General features: G+C 39.7%; 38 protein-coding genes and 1 pseudogene. All 39 read left to right on the top strand.

All coding sequences use genetic code 11. From position 1 onward, the window contains the following. Positions 1 to 209 precede the first annotated feature (209 nt). The 39 genes and pseudogenes from rpsJ (at position 210) to MKY08_RS21330 (ending at position 22,768) form a co-directional block, all read left to right on the top strand. Positions 210 to 518: a 30S ribosomal protein S10 gene (gene rpsJ / locus MKY08_RS21520; protein ID WP_004233624.1), complete on the top strand. Its 309-nt coding sequence runs from the start codon at positions 210 to 212 to the stop codon at positions 516 to 518. Between the two features lie 46 nt (positions 519 to 564). Then, entirely contained in the window at positions 565 to 1,194 is a 630-nt protein-coding gene (gene rplC, locus MKY08_RS21515) for a 50S ribosomal protein L3 (RefSeq protein WP_069514330.1), read from the top strand. Between the two features lie 26 nt (positions 1,195 to 1,220). Continuing rightward, the gene (gene rplD, locus MKY08_RS21510) at positions 1,221 to 1,844 is read left to right on the top strand and encodes a 50S ribosomal protein L4 (RefSeq protein ID WP_010860604.1); all 624 of its coding nucleotides are present in this window, start codon (positions 1,221 to 1,223) and stop codon (positions 1,842 to 1,844) included. Continuing rightward, positions 1,844 to 2,128 carry a 50S ribosomal protein L23 gene (gene rplW, locus MKY08_RS21505; RefSeq protein ID WP_036205532.1) on the top strand — a complete coding sequence of 95 codons (285 nt, stop codon included), beginning with the start codon at positions 1,844 to 1,846 and terminating at the stop codon, positions 2,126 to 2,128. The genes rplD and rplW overlap by 1 nt, the downstream gene beginning before the upstream one ends. Positions 2,129 to 2,175: 47 nt before the next feature. Beyond that, positions 2,176 to 3,006 carry a 50S ribosomal protein L2 gene (gene rplB / locus MKY08_RS21500; protein WP_024364368.1) on the top strand — a complete coding sequence of 277 codons (831 nt, stop codon included), beginning with the start codon at positions 2,176 to 2,178 and terminating at the stop codon, positions 3,004 to 3,006. A gap of 60 nt (positions 3,007 to 3,066) precedes the next feature. Then, positions 3,067 to 3,345, top strand: a complete 279-nt coding sequence (rpsS, locus tag MKY08_RS21495) for a 30S ribosomal protein S19 (RefSeq protein WP_004233637.1) — start codon at positions 3,067 to 3,069, stop codon at positions 3,343 to 3,345. A gap of 22 nt (positions 3,346 to 3,367) precedes the next feature. Beyond that, a complete protein-coding gene (gene rplV / locus MKY08_RS21490; protein WP_004233639.1) occupies positions 3,368 to 3,712 on the top strand; it encodes a 50S ribosomal protein L22 in 345 nt (114 codons plus the stop codon). 3 nt (positions 3,713 to 3,715) lie between these two features. Beyond that, positions 3,716 to 4,369, top strand: a complete 654-nt coding sequence (rpsC, locus tag MKY08_RS21485) for a 30S ribosomal protein S3 (protein ID WP_069514333.1) — start codon at positions 3,716 to 3,718, stop codon at positions 4,367 to 4,369. A 1-nt stretch (position 4,370) separates the two neighbouring features. Next, positions 4,371 to 4,805 (top strand): 50S ribosomal protein L16, encoded by a 435-nt coding sequence (gene rplP, locus MKY08_RS21480; protein ID WP_010860599.1) that lies wholly within the window; start codon positions 4,371 to 4,373, stop codon positions 4,803 to 4,805. Continuing rightward, positions 4,795 to 4,995 (top strand): 50S ribosomal protein L29, encoded by a 201-nt coding sequence (gene rpmC / locus MKY08_RS21475; RefSeq protein ID WP_004233646.1) that lies wholly within the window; start codon positions 4,795 to 4,797, stop codon positions 4,993 to 4,995. The genes rplP and rpmC overlap by 11 nt, the downstream gene beginning before the upstream one ends. An 18-nt stretch (positions 4,996 to 5,013) precedes the next feature. Continuing rightward, positions 5,014 to 5,277, top strand: a complete 264-nt coding sequence (rpsQ, locus tag MKY08_RS21470) for a 30S ribosomal protein S17 (RefSeq protein WP_024364366.1) — start codon at positions 5,014 to 5,016, stop codon at positions 5,275 to 5,277. Positions 5,278 to 5,320: 43 nt separating this feature from the next. After that, positions 5,321 to 5,689 (top strand): 50S ribosomal protein L14, encoded by a 369-nt coding sequence (gene rplN, locus MKY08_RS21465; protein ID WP_004233650.1) that lies wholly within the window; start codon positions 5,321 to 5,323, stop codon positions 5,687 to 5,689. Positions 5,690 to 5,724: 35 nt separating this feature from the next. Beyond that, positions 5,725 to 6,033, top strand: a complete 309-nt coding sequence (gene rplX, locus MKY08_RS21460; RefSeq protein ID WP_004233652.1) for a 50S ribosomal protein L24 — start codon at positions 5,725 to 5,727, stop codon at positions 6,031 to 6,033. A gap of 29 nt (positions 6,034 to 6,062) precedes the next feature. Beyond that, entirely contained in the window at positions 6,063 to 6,602 is a 540-nt protein-coding gene (gene rplE, locus MKY08_RS21455) for a 50S ribosomal protein L5 (protein ID WP_024364365.1), read from the top strand. A 21-nt stretch (positions 6,603 to 6,623) separates the two neighbouring features. Next, entirely contained in the window at positions 6,624 to 6,809 is a 186-nt protein-coding gene (locus tag MKY08_RS21450) for a type Z 30S ribosomal protein S14 (protein WP_004233656.1), read from the top strand. 29 nt (positions 6,810 to 6,838) lie between these two features. Continuing rightward, positions 6,839 to 7,237: a 30S ribosomal protein S8 gene (rpsH, locus tag MKY08_RS21445; protein ID WP_008181717.1), complete on the top strand. Its 399-nt coding sequence runs from the start codon at positions 6,839 to 6,841 to the stop codon at positions 7,235 to 7,237. Positions 7,238 to 7,267: 30 nt separating this feature from the next. Then, positions 7,268 to 7,807, top strand: a complete 540-nt coding sequence (rplF, locus tag MKY08_RS21440; protein WP_024364364.1) for a 50S ribosomal protein L6 — start codon at positions 7,268 to 7,270, stop codon at positions 7,805 to 7,807. A gap of 32 nt (positions 7,808 to 7,839) precedes the next feature. After that, on the top strand, positions 7,840 to 8,199 hold the full coding sequence (gene rplR / locus MKY08_RS21435; RefSeq protein ID WP_069514336.1) for a 50S ribosomal protein L18: 360 nt from the start codon (positions 7,840 to 7,842) through the stop codon (positions 8,197 to 8,199). A 21-nt stretch (positions 8,200 to 8,220) separates the two neighbouring features. Beyond that, the gene (gene rpsE / locus MKY08_RS21430; RefSeq protein ID WP_024364362.1) at positions 8,221 to 8,724 is read left to right on the top strand and encodes a 30S ribosomal protein S5; all 504 of its coding nucleotides are present in this window, start codon (positions 8,221 to 8,223) and stop codon (positions 8,722 to 8,724) included. A gap of 13 nt (positions 8,725 to 8,737) precedes the next feature. Then, on the top strand, positions 8,738 to 8,920 hold the full coding sequence (rpmD, locus tag MKY08_RS21425) for a 50S ribosomal protein L30 (RefSeq protein WP_024364361.1): 183 nt from the start codon (positions 8,738 to 8,740) through the stop codon (positions 8,918 to 8,920). A gap of 34 nt (positions 8,921 to 8,954) precedes the next feature. Continuing rightward, a complete protein-coding gene (gene rplO / locus MKY08_RS21420; RefSeq protein WP_054771430.1) occupies positions 8,955 to 9,395 on the top strand; it encodes a 50S ribosomal protein L15 in 441 nt (146 codons plus the stop codon). Continuing rightward, complete coding sequence (gene secY / locus MKY08_RS21415) at positions 9,395 to 10,690, top strand: preprotein translocase subunit SecY (RefSeq protein ID WP_069514339.1); 1,296 nt, start codon at positions 9,395 to 9,397, stop codon at positions 10,688 to 10,690. Before rplO ends, secY begins: the two co-directional genes overlap by 1 nt. Positions 10,691 to 10,758: 68 nt before the next feature. After that, positions 10,759 to 11,412, top strand: a complete 654-nt coding sequence (locus tag MKY08_RS21410; protein ID WP_069514342.1) for an adenylate kinase — start codon at positions 10,759 to 10,761, stop codon at positions 11,410 to 11,412. A gap of 249 nt (positions 11,413 to 11,661) precedes the next feature. Then, a pseudogene (locus MKY08_RS21405) lies at positions 11,662 to 11,739 on the top strand (type I methionyl aminopeptidase); the annotation flags it as partial. 88 nt (positions 11,740 to 11,827) lie between these two features. Then, positions 11,828 to 12,046 carry a translation initiation factor IF-1 gene (gene infA / locus MKY08_RS21400; protein WP_004233690.1) on the top strand — a complete coding sequence of 73 codons (219 nt, stop codon included), beginning with the start codon at positions 11,828 to 11,830 and terminating at the stop codon, positions 12,044 to 12,046. 37 nt (positions 12,047 to 12,083) lie between these two features. Further along, complete coding sequence (rpmJ, locus tag MKY08_RS21395) at positions 12,084 to 12,197, top strand: 50S ribosomal protein L36 (RefSeq protein WP_000868344.1); 114 nt, start codon at positions 12,084 to 12,086, stop codon at positions 12,195 to 12,197. 24 nt (positions 12,198 to 12,221) lie between these two features. After that, entirely contained in the window at positions 12,222 to 12,587 is a 366-nt protein-coding gene (gene rpsM, locus MKY08_RS21390) for a 30S ribosomal protein S13 (protein ID WP_024364357.1), read from the top strand. Between the two features lie 25 nt (positions 12,588 to 12,612). Then, positions 12,613 to 13,002: a 30S ribosomal protein S11 gene (gene rpsK, locus MKY08_RS21385; protein ID WP_004233731.1), complete on the top strand. Its 390-nt coding sequence runs from the start codon at positions 12,613 to 12,615 to the stop codon at positions 13,000 to 13,002. A gap of 139 nt (positions 13,003 to 13,141) precedes the next feature. After that, positions 13,142 to 14,086, top strand: coding sequence for a DNA-directed RNA polymerase subunit alpha (locus MKY08_RS21380; protein WP_004233733.1), 945 nt, complete (start codon positions 13,142 to 13,144; stop codon positions 14,084 to 14,086). A gap of 56 nt (positions 14,087 to 14,142) precedes the next feature. Continuing rightward, entirely contained in the window at positions 14,143 to 14,523 is a 381-nt protein-coding gene (gene rplQ / locus MKY08_RS21375; RefSeq protein ID WP_010860588.1) for a 50S ribosomal protein L17, read from the top strand. A 401-nt stretch (positions 14,524 to 14,924) separates the two neighbouring features. Next, complete coding sequence (locus MKY08_RS21370) at positions 14,925 to 15,770, top strand: energy-coupling factor ABC transporter ATP-binding protein (RefSeq protein WP_069514345.1); 846 nt, start codon at positions 14,925 to 14,927, stop codon at positions 15,768 to 15,770. Continuing rightward, a complete protein-coding gene (locus MKY08_RS21365; protein ID WP_069514348.1) occupies positions 15,746 to 16,618 on the top strand; it encodes an energy-coupling factor ABC transporter ATP-binding protein in 873 nt (290 codons plus the stop codon). The genes MKY08_RS21370 and MKY08_RS21365 overlap by 25 nt, the downstream gene beginning before the upstream one ends. Continuing rightward, positions 16,615 to 17,412, top strand: a complete 798-nt coding sequence (locus MKY08_RS21360; protein WP_069514351.1) for an energy-coupling factor transporter transmembrane protein EcfT — start codon at positions 16,615 to 16,617, stop codon at positions 17,410 to 17,412. The genes MKY08_RS21365 and MKY08_RS21360 overlap by 4 nt, the downstream gene beginning before the upstream one ends. Before the next feature lie 12 nt (positions 17,413 to 17,424). After that, positions 17,425 to 18,165 (top strand): tRNA pseudouridine(38-40) synthase TruA, encoded by a 741-nt coding sequence (gene truA / locus MKY08_RS21355; RefSeq protein ID WP_069514354.1) that lies wholly within the window; start codon positions 17,425 to 17,427, stop codon positions 18,163 to 18,165. 268 nt (positions 18,166 to 18,433) lie between these two features. Beyond that, positions 18,434 to 18,871: a 50S ribosomal protein L13 gene (rplM, locus tag MKY08_RS21350; protein WP_024364352.1), complete on the top strand. Its 438-nt coding sequence runs from the start codon at positions 18,434 to 18,436 to the stop codon at positions 18,869 to 18,871. A gap of 25 nt (positions 18,872 to 18,896) precedes the next feature. Beyond that, positions 18,897 to 19,289 (top strand): 30S ribosomal protein S9, encoded by a 393-nt coding sequence (gene rpsI / locus MKY08_RS21345; protein WP_004233744.1) that lies wholly within the window; start codon positions 18,897 to 18,899, stop codon positions 19,287 to 19,289. Between the two features lie 627 nt (positions 19,290 to 19,916). Beyond that, positions 19,917 to 20,171: a MurR/RpiR family transcriptional regulator gene (locus MKY08_RS21340; protein WP_024364349.1), complete on the top strand. Its 255-nt coding sequence runs from the start codon at positions 19,917 to 19,919 to the stop codon at positions 20,169 to 20,171. 140 nt (positions 20,172 to 20,311) lie between these two features. Beyond that, complete coding sequence (locus MKY08_RS21335; RefSeq protein WP_069514357.1) at positions 20,312 to 21,667, top strand: sugar ABC transporter substrate-binding protein; 1,356 nt, start codon at positions 20,312 to 20,314, stop codon at positions 21,665 to 21,667. Between the two features lie 216 nt (positions 21,668 to 21,883). Next, positions 21,884 to 22,768 carry a sugar ABC transporter permease gene (locus MKY08_RS21330; protein ID WP_069514360.1) on the top strand — a complete coding sequence of 295 codons (885 nt, stop codon included), beginning with the start codon at positions 21,884 to 21,886 and terminating at the stop codon, positions 22,766 to 22,768.

The raw sequence follows: 22,768 nt of genomic DNA, 5'->3' as shown, positions 1-22,768 counted from the left end.
ATATTAGTAGTAAAGAATATCTACAACATTTAAAAGAATTTAGCGAAAAGACTTGCTTATTCTTTTTTTATTGTATATAATGTTGAATGTTGGTCTTTGACTGCGATGAAACGAGAGGTTGCCGACACACCCGGCCGCTTTGCCATGGCGGTGCGTTGGAGAATTTTCGTGGAGAATGTCTAGAAAATAGGCGAGAAGGAGGGAAAATAATGGCAAAACAAAAGATTCGTATTCGTTTAAAAGCGTATGATCACCGTATTTTAGATCAGTCTGCTGAGAAAATTGTGGAGACTGCAAAACGTTCAGGTGCAAGTGTATCAGGTCCGATTCCACTTCCAACTGAGAAGTCTGTGTACACAATTCTACGTGCTGTTCACAAGTACAAAGACTCTCGTGAACAATTCGAGATGCGTACGCATAAACGTCTGATCGATATCGTTAACCCAACACCACAAACTGTTGATGCGTTAATGAAACTTGATTTACCATCTGGCGTTGATATCGAAATCAAACTTTAATGGTAAAAACAATATAACTTTTTAAAACTTACAGGAGGTGTGACAAATGGCTAAAGGAATCTTAGGTAGAAAAATTGGTATGACACAAGTTTTCGCTGAAAACGGCGATTTAATCCCGGTAACAGTTATCGAAGCTACTCCAAACGTAGTTCTTCAAAAGAAAACTGTTGAAACTGACGGCTACGAAGCTATCCAAGTTGGTTTCGAAGATAAGCGCGTTAAGCTTTCTAACAAACCAGAACAAGGTCACGTAGCAAAAGCGAATACTGCTCCTAAGCGCTTCATTCGTGAATTCCGCAACGTGAACGTTGAAGAATACGAAGTTGGTCAAGAAGTCAAAGTAGAAATTTTCGCAGAAGGCGATGTAATTGATGTAACAGGAGTTACTAAAGGTAAAGGTTTCCAAGGTGTTATCAAACGCCACGGACAATCTCGTGGTCCTATGGCCCACGGTTCTCGTTACCACCGTCGTCCTGGTTCAATGGGTCCAGTTGCTCCGAACCGCGTATTTAAACAAAAGAAATTACCTGGTCAAATGGGTGGCACAGTAGTTACAATCCAAAACTTAGAAATCGTAAAAGTTGATGCAGAACGTAACTTACTACTTGTTAAAGGTAATGTTCCTGGTTCTAAAAAAGCTCTAGTTACAGTTAAAACTGCAATTAAAGCTAACTAATCACTTCAAGAAAGGAGGAAACAGGAATGACAAAAGTATCTGTACTTAGTCAAACAGGTGCTTCAGTTGGTGAAATCGAGTTAAACGAAGCGATCTTCGGAATCGAGCCAAATGAAGCAGTATTATTCGACGCAGTAGTTGCACAACGCGCTTCTCTTCGTCAAGGTAATCATAAGGTTAAAAACCGTTCTGAAGTTGCTGGTGGTGGTCGTAAACCATGGCGTCAAAAAGGAACTGGTCGTGCTCGTCAAGGTTCTATCCGTTCTCCACAATGGCGCGGCGGTGGTATCGTATTCGGTCCAACTCCACGTAGCTATTCTTATAAATTACCTAAAAAAGTTCGTCGTTTAGCTCTTAAATCTGCTTTATCAGCTAAAGTAGTAGAACAAAACTTCTTAGTTCTTGATGCTCTTACACTAGCAGCACCAAAAACAAAAGAATTTACTAAAATCCTTAAAGATCTTTCTTTAGAGAAAAAATCTTTATTCGTAACTGCTGACCTAGATGAAAACGTAGCATTATCTGCTCGTAACATCCCTGGTGTAACAGTTTTAACTGCAAACGGAATCAACGTTCTTGATCTTTTAGGTCATGAAAAAGTTGTATTCACTAAAGCTGCAGTAGAAAAAGTTGAGGAGGTGCTTGGATAATGGAAGCACGTGATATTTTAAAACGTCCGGTCATTACTGAGCGTTCTTCAGAACTTATGGCAGAGAAAAAGTATACTTTCGAAGTAGACACTCGCGCTAACAAAACTCAAGTAAAAGACGCTGTAGAAGAAATCTTTGGCGTAAACGTTGAGAAAGTAAATGTTCTTAACTACAAAGGTAAATTCAAACGCGTTGGCCGTTACGGTGGTTACACAAACAAACGTCGTAAAGCGATTGTTAAACTAACTGCGGACAGCAAAGACATCGAATTATTCGAAATGTAATCCTTTAAGGATTTATGATTTGAACAATCAAGAAGGAGGGAAACACAATGGCGATTAAAAAGTATAAACCTACCTCTAATGGTCGTCGTAATATGACGTCTTTAGACTTTGCGGAAATTACAACTAACAAGCCTGAGAAATCATTGCTTGAACCAACTAAACGCAAAGCTGGTCGTAACAACCAAGGTAAAATCACTGTTCGTCATCATGGTGGTGGTCATAAGAAGCAATATCGTGTTATCGATTTCAAACGTGTTAAAGATGGCATTCCAGCGAAAGTTGCTACTATCGAATATGATCCAAACCGTTCTGCGAATATCGCATTAATTAACTACGCTGATGGAGCAAAAGCTTACATCTTAGCACCAAAAGGTCTAGAGGTTGGTCAAACAATCGTATCTGGTCCAGATGCTGATATTAAAGTAGGTAACACATTACCATTAGCAAACATTCCAATGGGTACAACAATCCATAACATCGAGTTAAAACCTGGTAAAGGTGGACAATTAGTACGTTCTGCTGGTACTTCTGCGCAAGTACTTGGTCGTGAAGACAAATACGTAATCGTTCGTCTACAATCTGGTGAAGTACGTTTAGTTCTTGCTACTTGCCGCGCTACAATCGGTCAAGTTGGTAACGAACAACATGAACTTGTGCACATCGGTAAAGCAGGTCGTAGCCGTTGGTTAGGTAAACGCCCAACTGTTCGTGGTTCTGTAATGAACCCTAACGATCACCCACACGGTGGTGGTGAAGGACGTTCTCCAATCGGACGTAAATCACCGATGACACCTTGGGGTAAACCAGCACTTGGTTACAAAACTCGTAATAAGAAAAACAAATCGGATAAATTCATCATCCGTAGTCGTAAAAAATAAAGTGGTTAAACTACGGTTCTATGTGAGAGCCGTGGTGGAATCACGGAGGGAGGTTCCTACATGGGTCGCAGTTTGAAAAAAGGACCTTTTGTTGATGACCACTTAATGAAAAAAGTGGAAGCACAAGAGGCTTCTGAGAAGAAACAAGTTATTAAAACTTGGTCTCGCCGTTCTACAATCTTCCCGAACTTCATCGGACTAACAATTGCTGTATATGATGGACGTAAACATGTTCCTGTATACGTAACAGAAGATATGGTAGGCCACAAACTTGGTGAATTCGCACCGACTCGTACTTACAAAGGTCACGGTGCAGACGACAAGAAAACAAGACGCTAATTTTGAGAGGAGGTAAATCCTAATGACACAAGCTAAAGCTATCGCTCGCACAGTACGTATCGCTCCTCGTAAAGTTCGTCTAGTTGTAGACTTAATCCGAGGTAAGCAAGTAGGTGAGGCAGTTGCAATTTTACGTCATACTCCAAAAGCGGCGTCTCCAGTCGTTGAGAAAGTATTAAAATCTGCAGTTGCTAATGCTGAGCACAACTACGATCTAGATATCAACTCTTTAGTAGTTTCTGAAGTATTCGTTGATGAAGGTCCAACATTAAAACGTTTCCGTCCACGTGCACAAGGACGTGCAAGCGCAATTAACAAACGCACAAGCCACATCACTTTAGTGGTATCTGAGAAGAAGGAGGGTTAATCCGTGGGTCAAAAAGTACATCCAATAGGACTGCGCGTTGGTATTATTCGTGACTGGGAGTCAAAATGGTACGCTGAAAAAGACTATGCAACTCTACTTCACGAAGACATCAAAGTGCGTAAATATATTGAAACGGCTCTTAAAGACGCTTCTGTTTCTAAAGTTGAAATCGAACGTGCTGCAAACCGTGTAAACATTACAATTCACACTGCTAAACCAGGGATGGTAATCGGTAAAGGTGGTACTGAAGTTGAAAACCTTCGTAAATACCTTGGCGAATTAACTGGTAAACGTGTACACATCAACATTATCGAAATTAAACGTGCTGATCTTGACGCTCGTCTAGTAGCTGAAAACATCGCTCGTCAATTAGAAAACCGTGTTTCATTCCGTCGTGCGCAAAAGCAAGCGATCCAACGCACAATGCGTGCTGGTGCAAAAGGAATTAAAACACAAGTATCTGGTCGTTTAGGTGGCGCTGATATCGCGCGTGCTGAACACTATAGTGAAGGAACTGTTCCACTTCATACTCTACGTGCTGACATCGACTATGCACACGCAGAAGCTGACACTACTTACGGTAAATTAGGCGTTAAAGTATGGATCTACCGTGGTGAAGTTCTTCCTACGAAGAAATCTGTGGAAGGAGGCAAATAATATGTTATTGCCTAAACGCGTAAAATACCGTCGTGAACACCGCGGAAACATGCGTGGCGAAGCGAAAGGCGGTAAAGAAGTATCTTTCGGCGAATGGGGCCTACAAGCTCAAACTGCTAGCTGGATTACTAACCGTCAAATCGAATCTGCACGTATCGCGATGACTCGTTACATGAAACGTGGCGGTAAAGTTTGGATTAAAATCTTCCCGCACAAACCTTACACGAAAAAACCTCTAGAAGTCCGCATGGGTTCTGGTAAAGGTTCTCCTGAAGGTTGGGTAGCAGTTGTTAAACCAGGAAAAGTAATGTTCGAAATTGCTGGTGTATCTGAAGAGATCGCACGTGAAGCACTTCGTTTAGCATCACATAAGCTTCCTGTTAAATGTAAGATCGTAAAACGTCAAGAAACTGGTGGTGAATCTAATGAAAGCTAATGAAATCCGTGACCTTGCCACTTCTGAAATTGAATTAAAAGTGAAATCACTGAAAGAAGAGCTTTTCAACCTTCGCTTCCAATTGGCGACTGGTCAATTAGAAAACACAGCTCGTATTCGTGAAGTGCGTAAAGCAATCGCGCGTATGAAAACTGTTATTCGTGAAAGAGAAATCAGTGCAAATAACTGATAAAGGAGGTTTTCAAGTATGACTGAGCGTAATCAACGCAAAGTTTACACGGGCCGTGTCGTTTCAGATAAAATGGACAAAACAATTTCTGTTTTAGTTGAAACTCACAAAAAGCACAAGCTTTATGGTAAACGTGTAAAGTACTCTAAAAAGTTTAAAGCTCATGATGAGCAAAACCAAGCGAAAATCGGTGATATCGTACGTATCATGGAGACTCGCCCGCTATCAGCTACTAAACGTTTCCGTCTAGTTGAAGTTGTAGAAAAAGCGGTTATTATTTAATAACTATTTCGGAACAACCAATTTCCGAAGGGAGGTAACCTAAGTGATCCAACAAGAAAGTCGTATGAAAGTTGCTGACAACTCAGGTGCACGTGAAGTTCTTACAATTAAAGTGCTTGGTGGCTCTGGCCGTAAAACTGCTAACATCGGTGATATCGTTGTTTGTACAGTTAAGAAAGCAACACCAGGTGGCGTTGTCAAGAAGGGTGACGTTGTTAAAGCTGTTATCGTTCGTACTAAATCAGGCGTACGTCGTAAAGACGGTACTTACATCAAATTTGATGAAAATGCTTGTGTAATTATTCGTGATGATAAATCACCACGCGGAACTCGTATTTTCGGACCTGTTGCACGTGAATTACGTGACAGCAACTTCATGAAAATCGTTTCTCTAGCTCCAGAAGTTCTTTAATTTCATGACAGTGCCAATCAAGGAGGTGCGACAGCATGCATGTAAAAAAAGGTGACAAGGTTAAGGTTATCACTGGTAAGGACAAAGGCAAAGAAGGAGTAATCCTAGCTGCTTTCCCTAAACAAGACCGCGTTCTTGTTGAAGGTGTAAACATCGTGAAAAAACACGTTAAACCTAACCAATTGAATCCACAAGGTGGGATTGTAAGCCAAGAGGCTGCAATTCACGTTTCGAACGTAATGCTAATCGATCCTAAATCTGGCGAGCCGACTCGTGTAGGTTATAAAATCGAAAACGGTAAAAAAGTTCGTGTTGCAAAAAAATCAGGTGCAGTAATCGACTAATTAGTAAATAAAAGAAGGGAGGTACACACATGAGCCGCCTAAAAGAAAAATATTTAAATGAAGTTTCTCCTGCTCTAATGAGCAAATTTGGATATAAATCAGTTATGCAACTTCCAAAAGTTGATAAAATCGTTATCAACATGGGTGTTGGCGATGCAGTTCAAAACTCTAAAGCGCTAGATGCAGCTGTAGAAGAATTGACAATTATCACTGGTCAAAAACCAGTAGTAACTAAAGCGAAAAAATCGATCGCAGGTTTCCGTCTACGTGAAGGTATGCCTATCGGTGCTAAAGTTACATTACGCGGTGAGCGTATGTATGAATTCTTGGATAAATTAATCGCAATCGCATTACCTCGTGTACGTGACTTCCGTGGTGTTTCTAAAAAAGCATTCGATGGTCGCGGTAACTACACTCTTGGTGTTAAAGAGCAATTAATTTTCCCAGAAATCGATTACGATAAAGTTTCAAAAGTACGCGGTATGGACATCGTGATCGTAACGACAGCGAACTCTGACGAAGAAGCTCGCGAGTTATTGACACAATTCGGTATGCCGTTCCAAAAGTAATTAAACAAGGAGGGCGAAAACGTGGCTAAAAAATCTATGATCGTTAAACAACAACGTAAGCAAAAGTTTAAAGTGCAAGAATATACACGTTGTGAACGCTGTGGTCGTCCACACTCAGTATATCGCAAATTCAAACTTTGCCGTATTTGTTTCCGAGAACTTGCATATAAGGGACAAATTCCTGGCGTTAAAAAAGCCAGCTGGTAATCCCCTAATTTGGGAAGGAGGTAAATGTAATGACAATGACTGATCCGATTGCAGATATGCTTACTCGCATTCGTAATGCGAACATGGTTCGTCACGAGAAGTTAGAAGTACCAGCTTCCAACGTGAAAAAAGAAATCGCTGAAATTTTAAAGCGTGAAGGTTTCGTACGTGACGTAGAATACGTGGAAGACAACAAACAAGGTATCATCCGTATCTTCTTAAAATACGGTAAAGATAACGAGCGCGTTATCACTGGCCTAAAACGTATTTCTAAACCTGGTCTACGTGTATATGCTAAAACAAATGAAGTTCCTAAAGTACTGAACGGTCTTGGTATCGCTTTAGTGTCAACTTCACAAGGTTTATTAACAGATAAAGAAGCTCGCGCTAAACAAGTTGGCGGCGAAGTTCTAGCATACGTTTGGTAATTAGCAATAAATGAATGGAGGTGCAACTAAATGTCTCGTGTAGGTAAAAAAATTATCGAGGTACCAGCTAACGTAACTGTTACTGTCGCAGCTGACAACACTGTTACTGTTAAAGGTCCTAAAGGCGAACTTGTTCGTTCTTTCCACCAAGATATGAAAATTGAGCAAGAAGGTAATGTGATCTCTGTATCTCGTCCTTCTGATTCAAAAGAACACCGCACAAACCACGGTACAACTCGTGCGCTTTTAGCGAACATGGTTACTGGTGTTTCTGCAGGTTTCGAAAAATCATTAGAACTTATCGGTGTCGGTTACCGTGCGCAATTACAAGGTAAAAAGCTTGTACTTAACGTAGGTTACTCTCACCCAGTTGAGTTCACACCAGAAGATGGTCTTGAAGTAGAAGTTCCGACTAATACAAAAATCATCGTTAAAGGTATCAGTAAAGAACGCGTTGGCGCTCTTGCATCTAATATCCGTGACGTTCGTCCACCAGAGCCTTATAAAGGTAAAGGTATCCGTTACGAAGGCGAATACGTTCGTCGTAAAGAAGGTAAAACAGGTAAATAATGCTGCTTAAGCATTAGAAAGGAGTGACCCTTGTGATTACGAAACAGGATAAAAATCAAGTTCGTAAAAAACGTCATGCGCGAGTTCGTTCTAAAATCGCGGGTACTGCTGAGCGTCCACGCTTAAACGTATTCCGTTCTAACAAGAACATCTACGCTCAACTTATCGATGACGTAGCAGGCGTAACACTTGTTAGCGCATCATCTCAAGAAAAAGGTTTTGAAGGTGCTGGTAACAACGTAGAAGCTGCATCAAAAATCGGTGAAACAATCGCGAAACGCGCTGCGGAAAAAAACATTACTGCAATTGTATTTGACCGTGGTGGTTACTTATATCATGGACGTGTAAAAGCTTTAGCTGAAGCTGCACGTGAGAACGGTTTAGAATTTTAATAAGAAGGAGGGACACATTTCATGAGTCGAATTGACGCAAACAAACTTGGAGAACTTGAAGAACGCGTAGTTACTATTAACCGTGTTGCTAAAGTTGTTAAAGGTGGACGTCGCTTCCGCTTCACAGCATTAGTTGTAGTTGGCGATAGAAACGGACATGTTGGTTTCGGTACTGGTAAAGCTCAAGAGGTGCCAGATGCTATCCGTAAAGCTGTTGAAGATGCGAAGAAAAACTTAATCGAAGTGCCACGTGTAGGTGGAACAACTCCACACTTAGTGCTTGGTCGCTTCGGTGCAGGAGAAATCCTAATCAAACCTGCTGCTCCTGGTACAGGGGTTATCGCTGGTGGTCCAGTACGTGCCGTACTAGAACTTGCTGGTATTACTGATATTCTTTCAAAATCACTTGGATCTAACACACCAATCAATATGGTGCGTGCTACTGTTCAAGGTTTAACTGAATTAAAACGCGTAGAGGACGTTGCAAAATTACGTGGCAAATCAGTGGAAGAAATATTAGGATAAGGGGGGAATAATAATGGCTAACAAATTAGAAATCACCCTTACAAAATCTGTGATCGGTTCTAAACCGGCACAACGTAAAACTATTGAAGCTCTAGGATTACGTAAATTAAATCAAACTGTTGAGAAAGCTGATAACGCAGCTACTCGCGGTATGCTTGATAAAGTAGCTCACTTAGTTACTGTAAAAGAAAATTAATTTTTAATTAATGAACAAGGAGGTGCCACCCACTATGAAACTGCATGAGTTAAAACCAGCAGAAGGTTCTCGTAAACAACGCAATCGCGTTGGTCGTGGTATCGGTTCTGGTAACGGTAAAACAGCAGGTAAAGGTCATAAAGGTCAAAACGCTCGTTCTGGTGGCGGTGTTCGCCCAGGCTTTGAGGGCGGTCAAAACCCGTTATTCCGTCGTTTACCTAAACGTGGATTTACGAACATTAACCGTAAAGAATACGCTATCGTTAACCTTGACACATTAAACCGTTTCGAAGACGGTGCAGAAGTAACAACTGCATTATTACTTGAAACTGGTCTTGTGAGCAATGAAAAAGCTGGAATTAAAGTTCTTGGTAATGGAACACTTAACAAAAAGCTTACAGTAAAAGCTCATAAATTCTCAGCTTCAGCAAAAGAAGCAATCGAGAATGCCGGCGGAACTACTGAGGTGATTTAATGTTTCAGACAATCTCTAACTTTATGCGTGTTCGAGATATAAGAAATAAAATCATCTTCACTCTTTTAATGTTAATTATTTTCCGTATTGGTACTTTCATACCAGTACCGAATGTTGACGCAACTGTATTAAAGGCAACTGATGAGTTTAACCTCGTTGGTTTCCTCAATACTTTTGGCGGTGGTGCGTTGCAAAACTTCTCTATCTTCGCGATGGGAATTATGCCATACATCACAGCCTCAATCATTGTTCAGTTATTGCAAATGGACGTAGTACCGAAATTTGCTGAATGGGCAAAGCAAGGTGAAGTCGGAAGACGTAAACTTGCACAATTTACTCGCTACTTTACAATTATTCTTGCTTTTATCCAATCATTCGCCATGTCATTTGGCTTCAACAAAATGTACGGTGGATCTTTGATTAAAGAAGAGGGAATTCTAACTTATATTACAATTTCAATTGTATTGACAGCAGGTACAGCATTCCTTGTATGGCTTGCTGAACAAATTACCGCACATGGTGTTGGTAATGGTATTTCTGTTGTAATCTTTGCAGGTATCGTGGCAGCATTACCTACAGGAATAAACCAAATCTATGCACAACAAATTGAGGGTGCAGGCGATAAACTGTTTATTAACATTATCATCCTTGCATTACTTGCTTTGATTTTACTTGCAATTGTCGTTGGTGTTATTTACGTGCAACAAGCACTTCGTAAAATTCCAATTCAATATGCAAAACGAGTTACTGGACGCAATCAACAAACTGGTGGTCAGCAAACGCACTTACCGTTAAAAGTAAATGCTGCAGGGGTTATTCCGGTAATCTTCTCAGTAGCGTTCCTTGTCACACCTCGTACGTTAGCAGCGTTCTTTGGTCAAAACGATATCACAGCATTCATTGAAAACACGTTCGATTATCAGAAACCTGTTGGAATGTTGATTTATGTTGCATTGATCGTCGCATTCACATATTTCTATGCATTCGTACAAGTGAATCCAGAAAATGTGGCAGACAACTTGAAAAAACAAGGTGCTTACATTCCAGGTATTCGCCCGGGTGAAAACACTCAAACGTATTTAACAAGCGTGTTATATCGACTAACATTTGTTGGTGCGATATTCTTAACTGTAATTGCAGTAATGCCGATTATATTCATCAACCTTATGAATCTACCTGCCTCAGTGCAAATCGGTGGTACTAGTATTATTATCGTAGTCGGCGTAGCGCTAGAAACGATGAAACAGCTAGAATCACAACTTGTTAAACGTCACTACAAAGGCTTTATGAAATAATGTTGATTTTTAGGGAACGTTCTTCGTTTCCTGAAATCAGCAAACCTTTTGTGGGAGGACTATTTCCGATGAATATCGTTTTAATGGGTCTGCCAGGTGCTGGTAAAGGTACACAGGCAGATAAAATTGTTGAGAAGTACGCAATTCCTCATATTTCTACAGGAGACATGTTCCGTGCCGCTATTAAAGATGGTACAGAGCTAGGCTTACAGGCTAAATCGTTCATGGATCAAGGTGCTCTAGTACCTGATGAAGTAACGATTGGTATTGTTCGTGAGCGACTTGCTAAAGCTGATTGTGATAAAGGTTTCCTATTAGATGGATTCCCACGTACAGTTCCTCAAGCGGAAGCGTTAGACAGCATTTTAGCTGATCTTGGTAAAGCTATTGAACATACGTTAAACATTCAAGTTGAAAAAGATGAGCTAATTGCTCGTTTATCAGGTCGTCGTATTTGTAAAACTTGCGGTACATCTTATCATTTAATTTTCAATCCACCAGCTGTGGAAGGTAAATGTGATAAAGATGGCGGCGAATTATACACACGTGCGGATGATAATCCTGAAACGGTTGCAAACCGTCTTGAAGTAAATATGAATCAAGCACAACCTTTATTGGACTTCTATGAAGCAAAAGGTGTGTTAACAAATATTGATGGACAGCAAGATATTAATAAAGTGTTTGCTGATCTTGATGCTCTTTTACAGGGCAGCCGCAGCTGATACCCGGCTCCGGGCGCAGAATACTGCTTCCGCGGGAGGCATGCGGGAGCAACACCGAAACATAATTTTTTTGAGAGTTGCAAAAGCATATTGTGCCCGGTATATATTTCTTTTAAAAAGTGCAACATGACTTTTGAGAGAGTATAATGGGTTTCGTGGAAGCATCTGTGTAACGGGTATGAATATCTCATCAAAGACATTCCGGTATTCGTGTAAACATGGGAGATTCAGTGCCCATACTGGTCCTGTATATTCCGTGGATTGTGTGAAGCGAAACCAGACGAGCGTCTTTCAAACATCTCTCATACAATCCAAACATATGTTGAAACGAGGTTGCTTCTATAGTTGCAGCAGATATCCGTTTGATGTAACGATGAGAACTTTAATTTGCATATAGAGAGGAGAGACAGAGTAGATGGCGAAAGATGATGTAATTGAAGTCGAAGGGACAGTTGTTGAGACTTTGCCAAACGCGATGTTTAAGGTAGAATTAGAAAATGGACATGTGATTTTAGCACACGTTTCTGGTAAGATTCGTATGCACTTTATCCGTATTCTACCTGGAGATAAGGTTACTATCGAGTTATCTCCTTATGATTTAACTCGCGGTCGTATCACATACCGTTTTAAATAATCTTTTGCGCTCCGGACTACTAAGGAGGTTAGGTTAGATGAAAGTGAGACCATCTGTGAAACCGATCTGCGAAAAATGTAAAGTAATTCGCCGACGCGGTAAAGTAATGGTAATCTGTGAAAATCCTAAACACAAACAAAAACAAGGTTGATTCTAAAGGAGGTGCACAACGTACATGGCACGTATTGCTGGTGTTGACATTCCTCGCGACAAACGCGTGGTAATTTCATTAACTTACATTTACGGTATTGGTAAAACTACAGCTCAGAAAGTATTAGCTGGCGCAGGTATTTCAGAAGATACACGCGTACGCGACTTAACTGAAGATCAGTTAAACTTAATCCGTGAACAATTAGATTCTTACAAACTTGAAGGTGACTTACGTCGCGAAACTTCATTAAACATTAAACGTCTGATGGAAATCGGTTCATTCCGTGGTATCCGTCACCGTCGTGGTTTACCTGTTCGTGGTCAAAATACGAAGAACAATGCGCGTACGCGTAAAGGTCCTCGTAAAACAGTTGCGAACAAGAAAAAATAATACGTAAAGGAGGTTCCTTCTTAACATGGCTCGTAAACAACAAACTCGTAAACGTCGTGTGAAAAAGAATATCGAATCTGGTATTGCACACATTCGTTCTACATTTAACAATACAATTGTAACGATTACAGATATGCAAGGTAACGCTGTATCTTGGTCAAGTGCTGGTGCTCTTGGTTTCCGTGGTTCACGTAAATCTACACCATTCGCTGCTCAAATGGCTGCAGAAACTGCTGCTAAAACATCCCTTGAACATGGTCTGAAAACGTTGGAAGTAACTGTTAAAGGTCCTGGTGCTGGTCGTGAAGCTGCAATTCGTGCACTTCAAGCTGCTGGTTTAGAAGTAACTGCTATTAAAGACGTTACTCCAGTTCCTCACAATGGTTGCCGTCCGCCAAAACGTCGTCGCGTGTAATGGGTGCTTCTCATAGTGTATGAGAACATCATTTTTTGTACAGACTGTCTTGTGCAGATAATAAACGATACGTCAATGACGATCGAATCTATGATGGAAAGAACCTATACATTCGATGTTTTGAAGGAGGGTAAATGAAATGATCGAAATTGAAAAACCAAAGATTGAAACGGTGGAGATCAGCGAAGATTCCAAATATGGAAAGTTTGTTGTAGAACCGCTTGAACGCGGATATGGAAACACTTTGGGTAATTCTTTACGTCGTATCCTTCTGTCTTCATTACCAGGAGCTGCTGTCACTTCAATCCAAATTGATGGCGTTCTTCACGAATTCTCAACTGTAGAAGGCGTTGTGGAAGATGTAGCTTCAATTATTTTGAACGTGAAAAAGCTTGCTCTTAAAATCTACTCTGACGAAGAAAAAGTTATTGAGATTGATGTAAAGGGCGATGGAACAGTTACGGCTGCTGACATTACACATGACAGTGACGTAGAAATTTTAAACCCAGATCTATATATTGCAACAATCGCTAAAAACGGTCATTTACGTATGCGTATGTACGCTCAACGCGGCCGTGGTTACACTCCTGCTGATCAAAACAAACGTGAGGATCTTCCTATCGGCGTGATCCCGATCGACTCTATTTACACTCCAGTATCACGCGTCAATTTCCAAGTGGAAAATACTCGTGTAGGTCAGTCTTCTGACTACGACAAACTTTCTCTTGATGTGTGGACAGATGGTAGCATCGGTCCGAAAGAGGCGATTTCGCTCGGAGCAAAAATTTTAACCGAGCATCTAAACATCTTCGTTGGCATGACAGATGAGGCTCAAACTGCTGAAATCATGGTCGAAAAAGAAGAAGATCAAAAAGAAAAAGTTTTAGAGATGACTATCGAAGAACTTGATCTTTCTGTTCGTTCTTACAACTGCTTAAAACGCGCTGGTATTAATACAGTACTAGAACTTGCGAATAAGTCAGAAGACGATATGATGAAAGTTCGTAACCTTGGACGTAAGTCATTAGAAGAGGTAAAAGCGAAGTTAGAAGAGCTTGGTTTAGGGTTACGCAAAGAAGACTAAGCGATTTAAACAAAACTTATAAGATCAGATATTTTTTATAAAGGAGGGAAACATCCATGGGTTACAGAAAACTTGGTCGTACAAGTTCTCAACGTAAAGCGATGTTACGTGACTTAGCTACTGATTTAATCATTAACGAGCGTATCGAAACTACTGAGGCTCGCGCTAAAGAAGTACGTAAAGCTGTTGAAAAAATGATTACTTTAGGTAAACGCGGAGATTTACACGCACGCCGTCAAGCTGCTGCATTCATCCGTCGTGAACTAGTAACAACTACTGACGAAGAAGGTAACGAAACAACTTCATTTGCGCTACAAAAGCTATTTGATGATGTTGCACCACGTTACGCAGAACGTCAAGGTGGTTACACTCGTATTCTTAAAGTAGGTCCTCGTCGTGGTGACGGTGCACCTGTTGTTGTGATTGAATTAGTTTAATCATAAGAGAAAACAAGTGGTGAAGAGGGTGGAACCACCACCCTCTTTCTTTATAAACGATTTATACGACAAATAATTAAGCTGAGCGTTATGATGAGCGGACACTGTTGTGTGGCGTCTCGTTTAGCTCTCCGCACCTCATTCAAAAGAGGCTAGGGCTTGAGCACCCGTGTTTCTTGTAAATGTAACGACTAGCGCATTTCTATCGAATGAGGTGCGCGCTTTTTTATTATTATTTTAATGAACAACGAAACAGCGCCAATTGATGGTGCTTTTTTTAATATAAAAGAATAAGCGCGTAGGCACTTTTCTTATACCGACATATTGATTGTAGTAGAATTCATACATAAAAAAGTGTAAGTTAGTTAGTATAGCTGAGCATGTAGAGAGGAGTTCTAGAAATGCCCGAAATTTTATCGTTAAATAATGTGACGTTTTCATATACACCTGAAAATCAAGAGCTGCGAAACGCTGTTGAAAATGTAAGCTTTGCCGTCCAAGAAGGTGAGTGGATTGCCATCGTTGGTCATAATGGTTCAGGGAAATCTACGATCGCCAAATTAATGAATGGTTTATTATTCCCGCAGCAGGGGGATGTTCGTATACTGCGTGAAGTCTTAAATGAAGATAACCTATGGGAATGCCGCTCACAAATGGGCATGGTGTTTCAAAATCCAGACAATCAATTTGTAGGGGCAACCGTGCAAGATGATGTTGCCTTTGCACTTGAAAATAACGGCATACCGTTTGAAGAAATGGTAAAACGTGTACATGCCGCGTTGGAACAAGTGAAGATGAGTAACTTTTTAGATCATGAGCCACATCATTTATCGGGTGGACAGAAGCAACGTGTTGCGATTGCAGGGGCATTAGCATTAAAGCCAAAGTTGCTTATATTAGATGAAGCCACATCTATGTTAGACCCACAAGGCCGTGTCGAAGTATTACAAACTGTCCAAACATTACGCGCAGAAACAGGGCTAACGGTGTTATCCATTACCCATGATTTAGAAGAGGCCATGTTAGCTGATCGTATACTATTTATGAACGATGGTAAGAAGTTTGCGGAAGGATCACCTGCTGAAATTTTTTCACTGGGGGACAAATTAACGGAGCTAGGGCTTGATTTACCATTTGCCATGAAGTTATCAAAGTTATTGCAAAAGGAAGGTGTTCCGTTAATGGGACAACATATGACAGAAGAAGAGTTGGTGAATGATCTATGGACATCAAACTTCAACAAGTAAGCTATGCCTATTCTCAAGGTACACCTTTTGAAAAACGGGCATTATTCGATGTGAATTTTGAGATTCCATCCCATACGTACCAAGCAATTATTGGTCATACGGGTTCTGGTAAATCGACCATTCTTCAACATTTTAATGCGCTGTTAAAGCCCACAACGGGCATTGTGCAATTAGGCGATCGCACAGTGGAGGCAGGTAAAAAGGCTAAGGATTTAAAAGCAGTTCGCCAACGTGTGGGTATTGTATTTCAATTTCCAGAGCATCAGTTGTTTGAAGAAACGGTATTAAAGGATATTATGTTCGGGCCGATGAACTTTGGTGTATCTGCAACAGAGGCTGAGGCGCGTGCTAGAGAGCTTGTCCGTTTAGTCGGCCTACCTGAAAATGTGTTGGAAAAGTCACCATTTGATTTATCTGGTGGACAAATGCGACGTGTAGCAATTGCAGGAGTTTTAGCAATGGAGCCAGAAGTTATTGTTTTAGATGAACCAACAGCTGGGCTAGACCCCCGTGGTCAAAAGGAAATTATGGATATGTTTTATACATTACATCAAGAGCGTAATTTAACGACGATTCTTGTGACACACAGTATGGAAGATGCAGCTCGTTATGCGGACAATCTTATCATTATGCATGAGGGCAAAAATGTATTGAGTGGAACACCGCGTGAGATTTTTAAAGATATTGAGACATTGAAACAATTCCGTTTAGAGCCGCCTCGGATTGTGCGCTTTCAGCAAAAAGTTGAAAAGATGATTAATACATCTTTGGCAAAGGTATGTTTAACTGAAGAGGAGCTAGCGATTGAAATGGCTCGATTATTAAGAGAGGAGCGTGGAGAGTCATGATGGAGAAAATGATATTCGGGCGCTTCTTGCCAGGAGATTCTCCTGTTCATAAGCTTGACCCACGCTCTAAACTCGTTTTCGTATTTGCATTTATCATTATCGTATTTTTAGCGAATAATACGATAACATATGCAATGCTCTTAGCTTTTACGTTACTCATTGTTCTAGTATCTCGTATACGTTTGTATTTTTTAATAAATGGTCTAAAGCCCGTGCTGTTTTTAATGGCGTTTACATTCTTGCTGCATATTTTTATGACCAAGGAAGGCGACCTACTATTTCATTGGAAGTTTATCTCCATCTATGAGGGCGGTGTTCGCCAAGGGATTTATATTTCCACACGTTTCCTTGTACTAGTGTTTATGACATCCATTTTAACGCTGACAACATCACCAATTTCCATTACAGATGGGATTGAAGTATTGCTTAATCCATTGAAAAAAATCAAGGTTCCTGTCCACGAGCTAGCATTAATGATGTCCATTTCACTGCGTTTTATTCCAACGTTGATGGATGAGACAGATAAAATTATGAAGGCACAAATGGCGCGTGGTTCGGATTTATCTTCCGGCCCAATAAAAGACCGTATTAAAGCCGTTGTTCCATTGTTAGTACCGCTCTTTGTAAGTGCCTTTAAACGTGCAGAGGACTTAGCGACCGCGATGGAGGTGCGAGGATATCGAGGCGGCGAAGGTCGTACGCGTTATCGTCAACTCAAGTGGGATATGGGCGATACATTTGCGCTTGCCTTACTCGCGGCAATGGCGGTTTTATTATTTTTCTATAGAAGTTAAAGGAGTAGCTTGATGCGACGATTAAAAGCAATTATTAGTTATGATGGAACGCAATTTTCTGGTTATCAAGTGCAACCAGGAGAGCGTACAGTACAAGCTGAAGTAGAGCGTGTACTTGCCGTTATGCATAAAGGTAACAAGGTCAAAGTAACGGCAAGTGGTCGCACGGATGCAAGAGTACATGCAACTGGACAAACACTGCATTTTGATACGCCACTTGCAATACCGGTAGAAAAATACATGAAAGCGTTGAATGTACAGCTTCCTAGAGATATTCGTGTCTTATCCATTGAGGAAGTGGCAGCTGACTTTCATGCGCGTTATAGTGTAACAGGAAAACGCTATCGCTATATATGGTCGTGTGAGCCTGTACAAAGCCCGTTTCGTCGATATTACACAGTAGAGACCAATGGGGTTAAACCAGACGTTACAGCGATGCAGGAGGCGGCTAAGGCGATTATCGGGACACATGATTTCTCATGCTTCTGTGCAGCCAATACAAGTGTCCAAGATAAAGTGCGCACCGTTCATAAGCTCGATTTTGAATGGCATGGTGAAGAGCTACATATGGTGATTGAAGGTAGTGGCTTCTTATACAATATGGTACGCATTATTGCCGGAACTTTATGGGAAGTGGGCATAGGACGTCGAGAAGTGCAAAATGTCGAGCTAGTCGTTGCTTCAATGAATCGCGATAAGGCTGGCAAAACGGCGCCACCACAAGGTTTATACCTTGAAAAAGTGTTTTATTAAGGTCGATTGTTTAATAGAATACGGTATGTTTTATAGAAGCGGCAATTCGCTTTAAAGAGAAAAAATTTTAGGTGAAAAGGGACAATGCAAATGCCAAACGTTACCCTGTACAACTTCACCAGGTGTTTAATGAAATTACTTGACTTTAAAAGTCATTCATTATATGATAACAGATGGTATTTTCATTACCACCACAAATAAGCCCCGAAACTTATAGTGTAGACTAATGAAAAATAACGGTAATCGAATCGATTAGGAGGATATATACATGCGTACAACATTCATGGCTAAAGGTCACGAAGTAGACCGTAAATGGTTAGTAGTTGATGCAGAAGGCCAAACTCTTGGACGTTTAGCTTCTGAAGTAGCTGCAATCTTACGTGGTAAACATAAACCAACATTCACACCAAACGTTGACACAGGTGATCACGTAATCATCATCAACGCTGACAAAATCCATTTAACTGGTAACAAATTAGAGGGTAAACTTTACCGTCACCACACTCAATTTGCGGGTGGTTTAAAAACTCGTACTGCTGGTGAAATGTTAGAAAAGTACCCAACACGTATGATCGAATTAGCTGTAAAAGGGATGCTTCCTAAAAACTCTTTAGGTCGTAAAATGTTCGGTAAACTTAACGTTTACACTGGAACTGAGCACCCACATGCTGCACAAAAACCAGAAGCATATGAGCTTCGCGGATAATATAAATTAAGAGGAGGATATTACTTTGGCACAAGTTCAATACATCGGCACTGGTCGCCGTAAAAGCTCTGTAGCTCGCGTACGTTTAGTACCAGGTACAGGTAAAATTGTTATCAACAAACGTGAAATCGAAGAATACGTACCATTCGCTGCATTACGTGAAGTAATTAAACAACCATTAGTAGCTACTGAAACTACAGGAAGCTATGATATCCACGTAAACGTTAACGGTGGTGGATACACTGGTCAAGCTGGAGCTGTACGTCATGGTATCGCTCGTGCTCTACTTCAAGTAGACCCAGATTTCCGTGCTGCACTTAAATCAGCTGGATTACTTACTCGTGATTCACGCATGAAAGAACGTAAAAAACCAGGTCTACGCGGCGCTCGTCGTGCACCTCAGTTCTCAAAACGTTAATCAACCGATTCTATACGTTTTCAAAACCCTTTCCCACTTTTGTGGGAGAGGGTTTTTTGTGTTTAGAAAATTGTATATGAAATTGAATTATTAAAAATATTGAAAAAGATTCGCCACCTTTAGTAAAATCTAAAAAAAGAATATTAGATGCTAGGAATTTAGGGATTAAAAATTTACGTAGACAAGGATGTGGAAACATTCTTATGAATATGGAAAAGAAGCGAGACGTTGCTGCAAAGTGTTTACTAGTATGCTTTGTTATTTTTAATTTCTTAACTACTGAAATTTTTGCTACATCAAAACAGTTTAGATATACAGGCTACTTCATTTGTTTCCTCATTGCTTTATTTTTACGTAATAAATTTAAAGATAAAAAATCGGACTAACTTATATAAAAGTACAAAAACCATCTTTCAAAACTTTTTTAGTGTTTGAGGGGTGGTTTTTGGTGTTTACATTACTTGTAATAGCGTTGAGACAAACAACTATTATCTGAAATATATTCAAAATGTATTAATGAAAATTTTTTTCATACAATTCTAATTATTGAAAATTATTTCTTTTTATATTATTTTAATTTTGAAAGCACTTTTATGTAATGAATGTTTAGATAGGGGGTGTATACATATGAATCTTTTGGATAGAATGCGAGATCAATTTCATTCCTTTACGGAAAAAGAACAAGTTATTGCGAGTTACATCATTCAGAGAACAAGCATACAGAATGAAAATATAACTGTATTGGCAAAAGAATTGAATACTTCACCTGCAACTATAACTCGCTTTTGTAAAAAAGTAGGCTGTAAAAGTTTTATTGAGATGAAGATGGAGTTAGAAAGAGGAGCTGCTATACACAAAAGTTTAAACAATCAACGAACATAAAAATGTATCTTAATTTGTATGGAACTTTGGCTTGGGCATTTTTCATCCGTAAATTTATGGGCATATGGTGTGAAAACAATTATTGATGAAAGCGTTTTAATCGTCTTAAACAATCATACGAAAAAGTGAGGTTAAGCAAAATGAAAAAAATATTATTCTGCTCAATACTACTTATTTCAATTATTATAGCAGCGGGCTGTAAATCTAAAAGTGAAAGTGAAGCGACAGAATCCTCTGAGGAAGCATCAGTAGAATCCTCCGAAGAATTATCAGGAGATATTGTGATGTGGCATTCATTTACACAAGGACCTAGACTAGAAAGCATACAAAAAACAGCATATGAATTTATGAAGGATCATCCAAAAGTAAACATAAAAATTGAAACATTTTCATGGAATGATTTTTATACAAAATGGACAACAGGTTTAAACTCAGGAAATGTACCGGACATAAGCACAGCGCTCCCTAATCAAGTTATAGAGATGGTAAATTCAGATGCATTAATCCCGCTCAACGATACGATTGACAAAATAGGTAAAGAAAAATTCAGTAGCAATGCATTAGATGAAGCAAAAGTGCAAGACAACTACTATTCAATACCACTGTACTCACATGCACAAGTAATGTGGGTTAGAACTGACTTATTGGAAAAATATAATTTAGAAGTGCCCAAAACTTGGGATCAATTATATGAAGCAAGTAAGAAAATGAAGGAAGACGGAGTTTATGGAGTGTCTGTTCCGATGGGGACGAATGATTTTATGGCAACAAGATTCCTCAACTTTTATGTAAGAAGTGCTGGCGGAAGCTTACTAACGAAAGATTATAAAGCTGATTTAACAAGTAAGATTGCACAGGACGGTATTAAATACTGGATCAAAATGTATGAAGAAATATCCCCGAAAGACTCCTTAAACTTCAATGTTTTACAACAAGCTACGTTATTTTACCAAGGAAAAACAGCATTTGATTTCAACTCAGGTTTCCATATTGGCGGCGTTCAAGCTAATAGCCCACAATTGTTAAATTCTATTGATGCGTATCCTATTCCAAAAGTAAATGAATCTGACCCTGATTACGGGATTGAAACATCCAACGTACCTTTGGTTATTTGGAAAAAATCAAAGCACGCTGATGTCGCGAAGGCATTTTTAGAAAAGCTATTTGAAGAGGGCAACTATCTTGAGTTTTTAGATGCAACACCTGTCGGCATGTTACCAACGATTGATAATGTTACAGATAATCCTGCTTATAAAGAAAATGAAATAAGAAAGCAATTTGAACAAGCTGAAGAAGTAATTACTAAAGCTGTAAAAGAAGGAACAGCTATTGGCTATGAGAATGGTCCAAGTATTCAAGCGGGTATTATGACGAACCGACATATTATTGAAGAAATGTTCCAAGATATTATTTCAAATGGCACAGATCCGATGGAAGCAGCAAAAAAAGCGGAAATGAAGCTCAATGATCTATTCGAAACAGTAGCTGTAAATTAGAGGGAAGTATAAGAAAGCGACGACTCAAGTGGGACAAGCAAGGAAAGAAAATCTACGGCTAAGTTAGCGAGAAAGCGGCTCTGCTTGCCCACGATCGTCTGCCGATTTCCAATAGACATGTTGGAAAGAAAAATGGAGTTGAATGTTCGTTGGACATAGTAGTCACGCAAAAGTAAAAAGTAGTTTCACTTTTTGCTTTGAAAGAAAGGAGTCAACATGCTAATAAAGAAATTTGATTACGCCCGCTGGCTATTTGTAATGCCAGCAATAATAGTTGTCGGTTTACTATTTGTCTACCCATTTTTATCTAGTATTTATTTCAGCTTTACAACGAAAAATTTATTATCATCGAACTATCAATTTGTCGGTCTTGAGAATTATAGAAAAGTATTAGCTGACCCAGATTTTTGGAACTCATTTTTTAATTCATTAAAATGGACTTTCTTTTCTTTAGTTGGTCAAGTTTTAGTTGGCTTTATTTTAGCTCTAGCTATACATAGAATAAAGCGATTTAAATGGTTATATCGAACACTGCTTATTATACCTTGGGCATTTCCAACGATAGTTATCGCCTTTTCATGGCAATGGATATTAAACGGAGTGTACGGTTATTTGCCAAATTTAATCGTAAAATTAGGATTGATGAATAATCCACCTGCTTTTTTTACCGATAGTACGTGGGCGTTTGTTTGTTTAGTAGGAATCAATATTTGGTTTGGTGCACCTTTAATCATGGTGAATGTATTATCGGCATTACAAACCGTTCCTCAAGAACAATTTGAAGCAGCTAGAATTGATGGTGCTTCCTCTTGGCAAGTATTTAGGTTTATCACGTTACCCCATATTCGGGTAGTCATTGGCTTATTAGTCGTATTAAGAACAATATGGATATTTAACAACTTCGATATTGTGTACTTACTAACAGGAGGGGGACCTTCAAATGCCACAACGACACTTCCTATCTTTGCCTATAACCTTGGTTGGGGAACACAGTTATTAGGACGTTCCTCAGCAGTAACGGTATTGCTATTTTTATTCCTTTTAACAATTTGTTTACTTTATTTCTATATTATTAGGAAATGGGAAAAGGAGTCGAAATAA

Origin of the sequence: Lysinibacillus sp. FSL M8-0337, assembly GCF_038593855.1 — a bacterium.
Taxonomy (GTDB): Bacteria; Bacillota; Bacilli; order Bacillales_A; family Planococcaceae; genus Lysinibacillus; species Lysinibacillus sphaericus_D.
The sequence above is the reverse complement of the archived record's forward strand: the minus strand, read 5'-3'. Positions and strand labels throughout refer to the sequence as shown.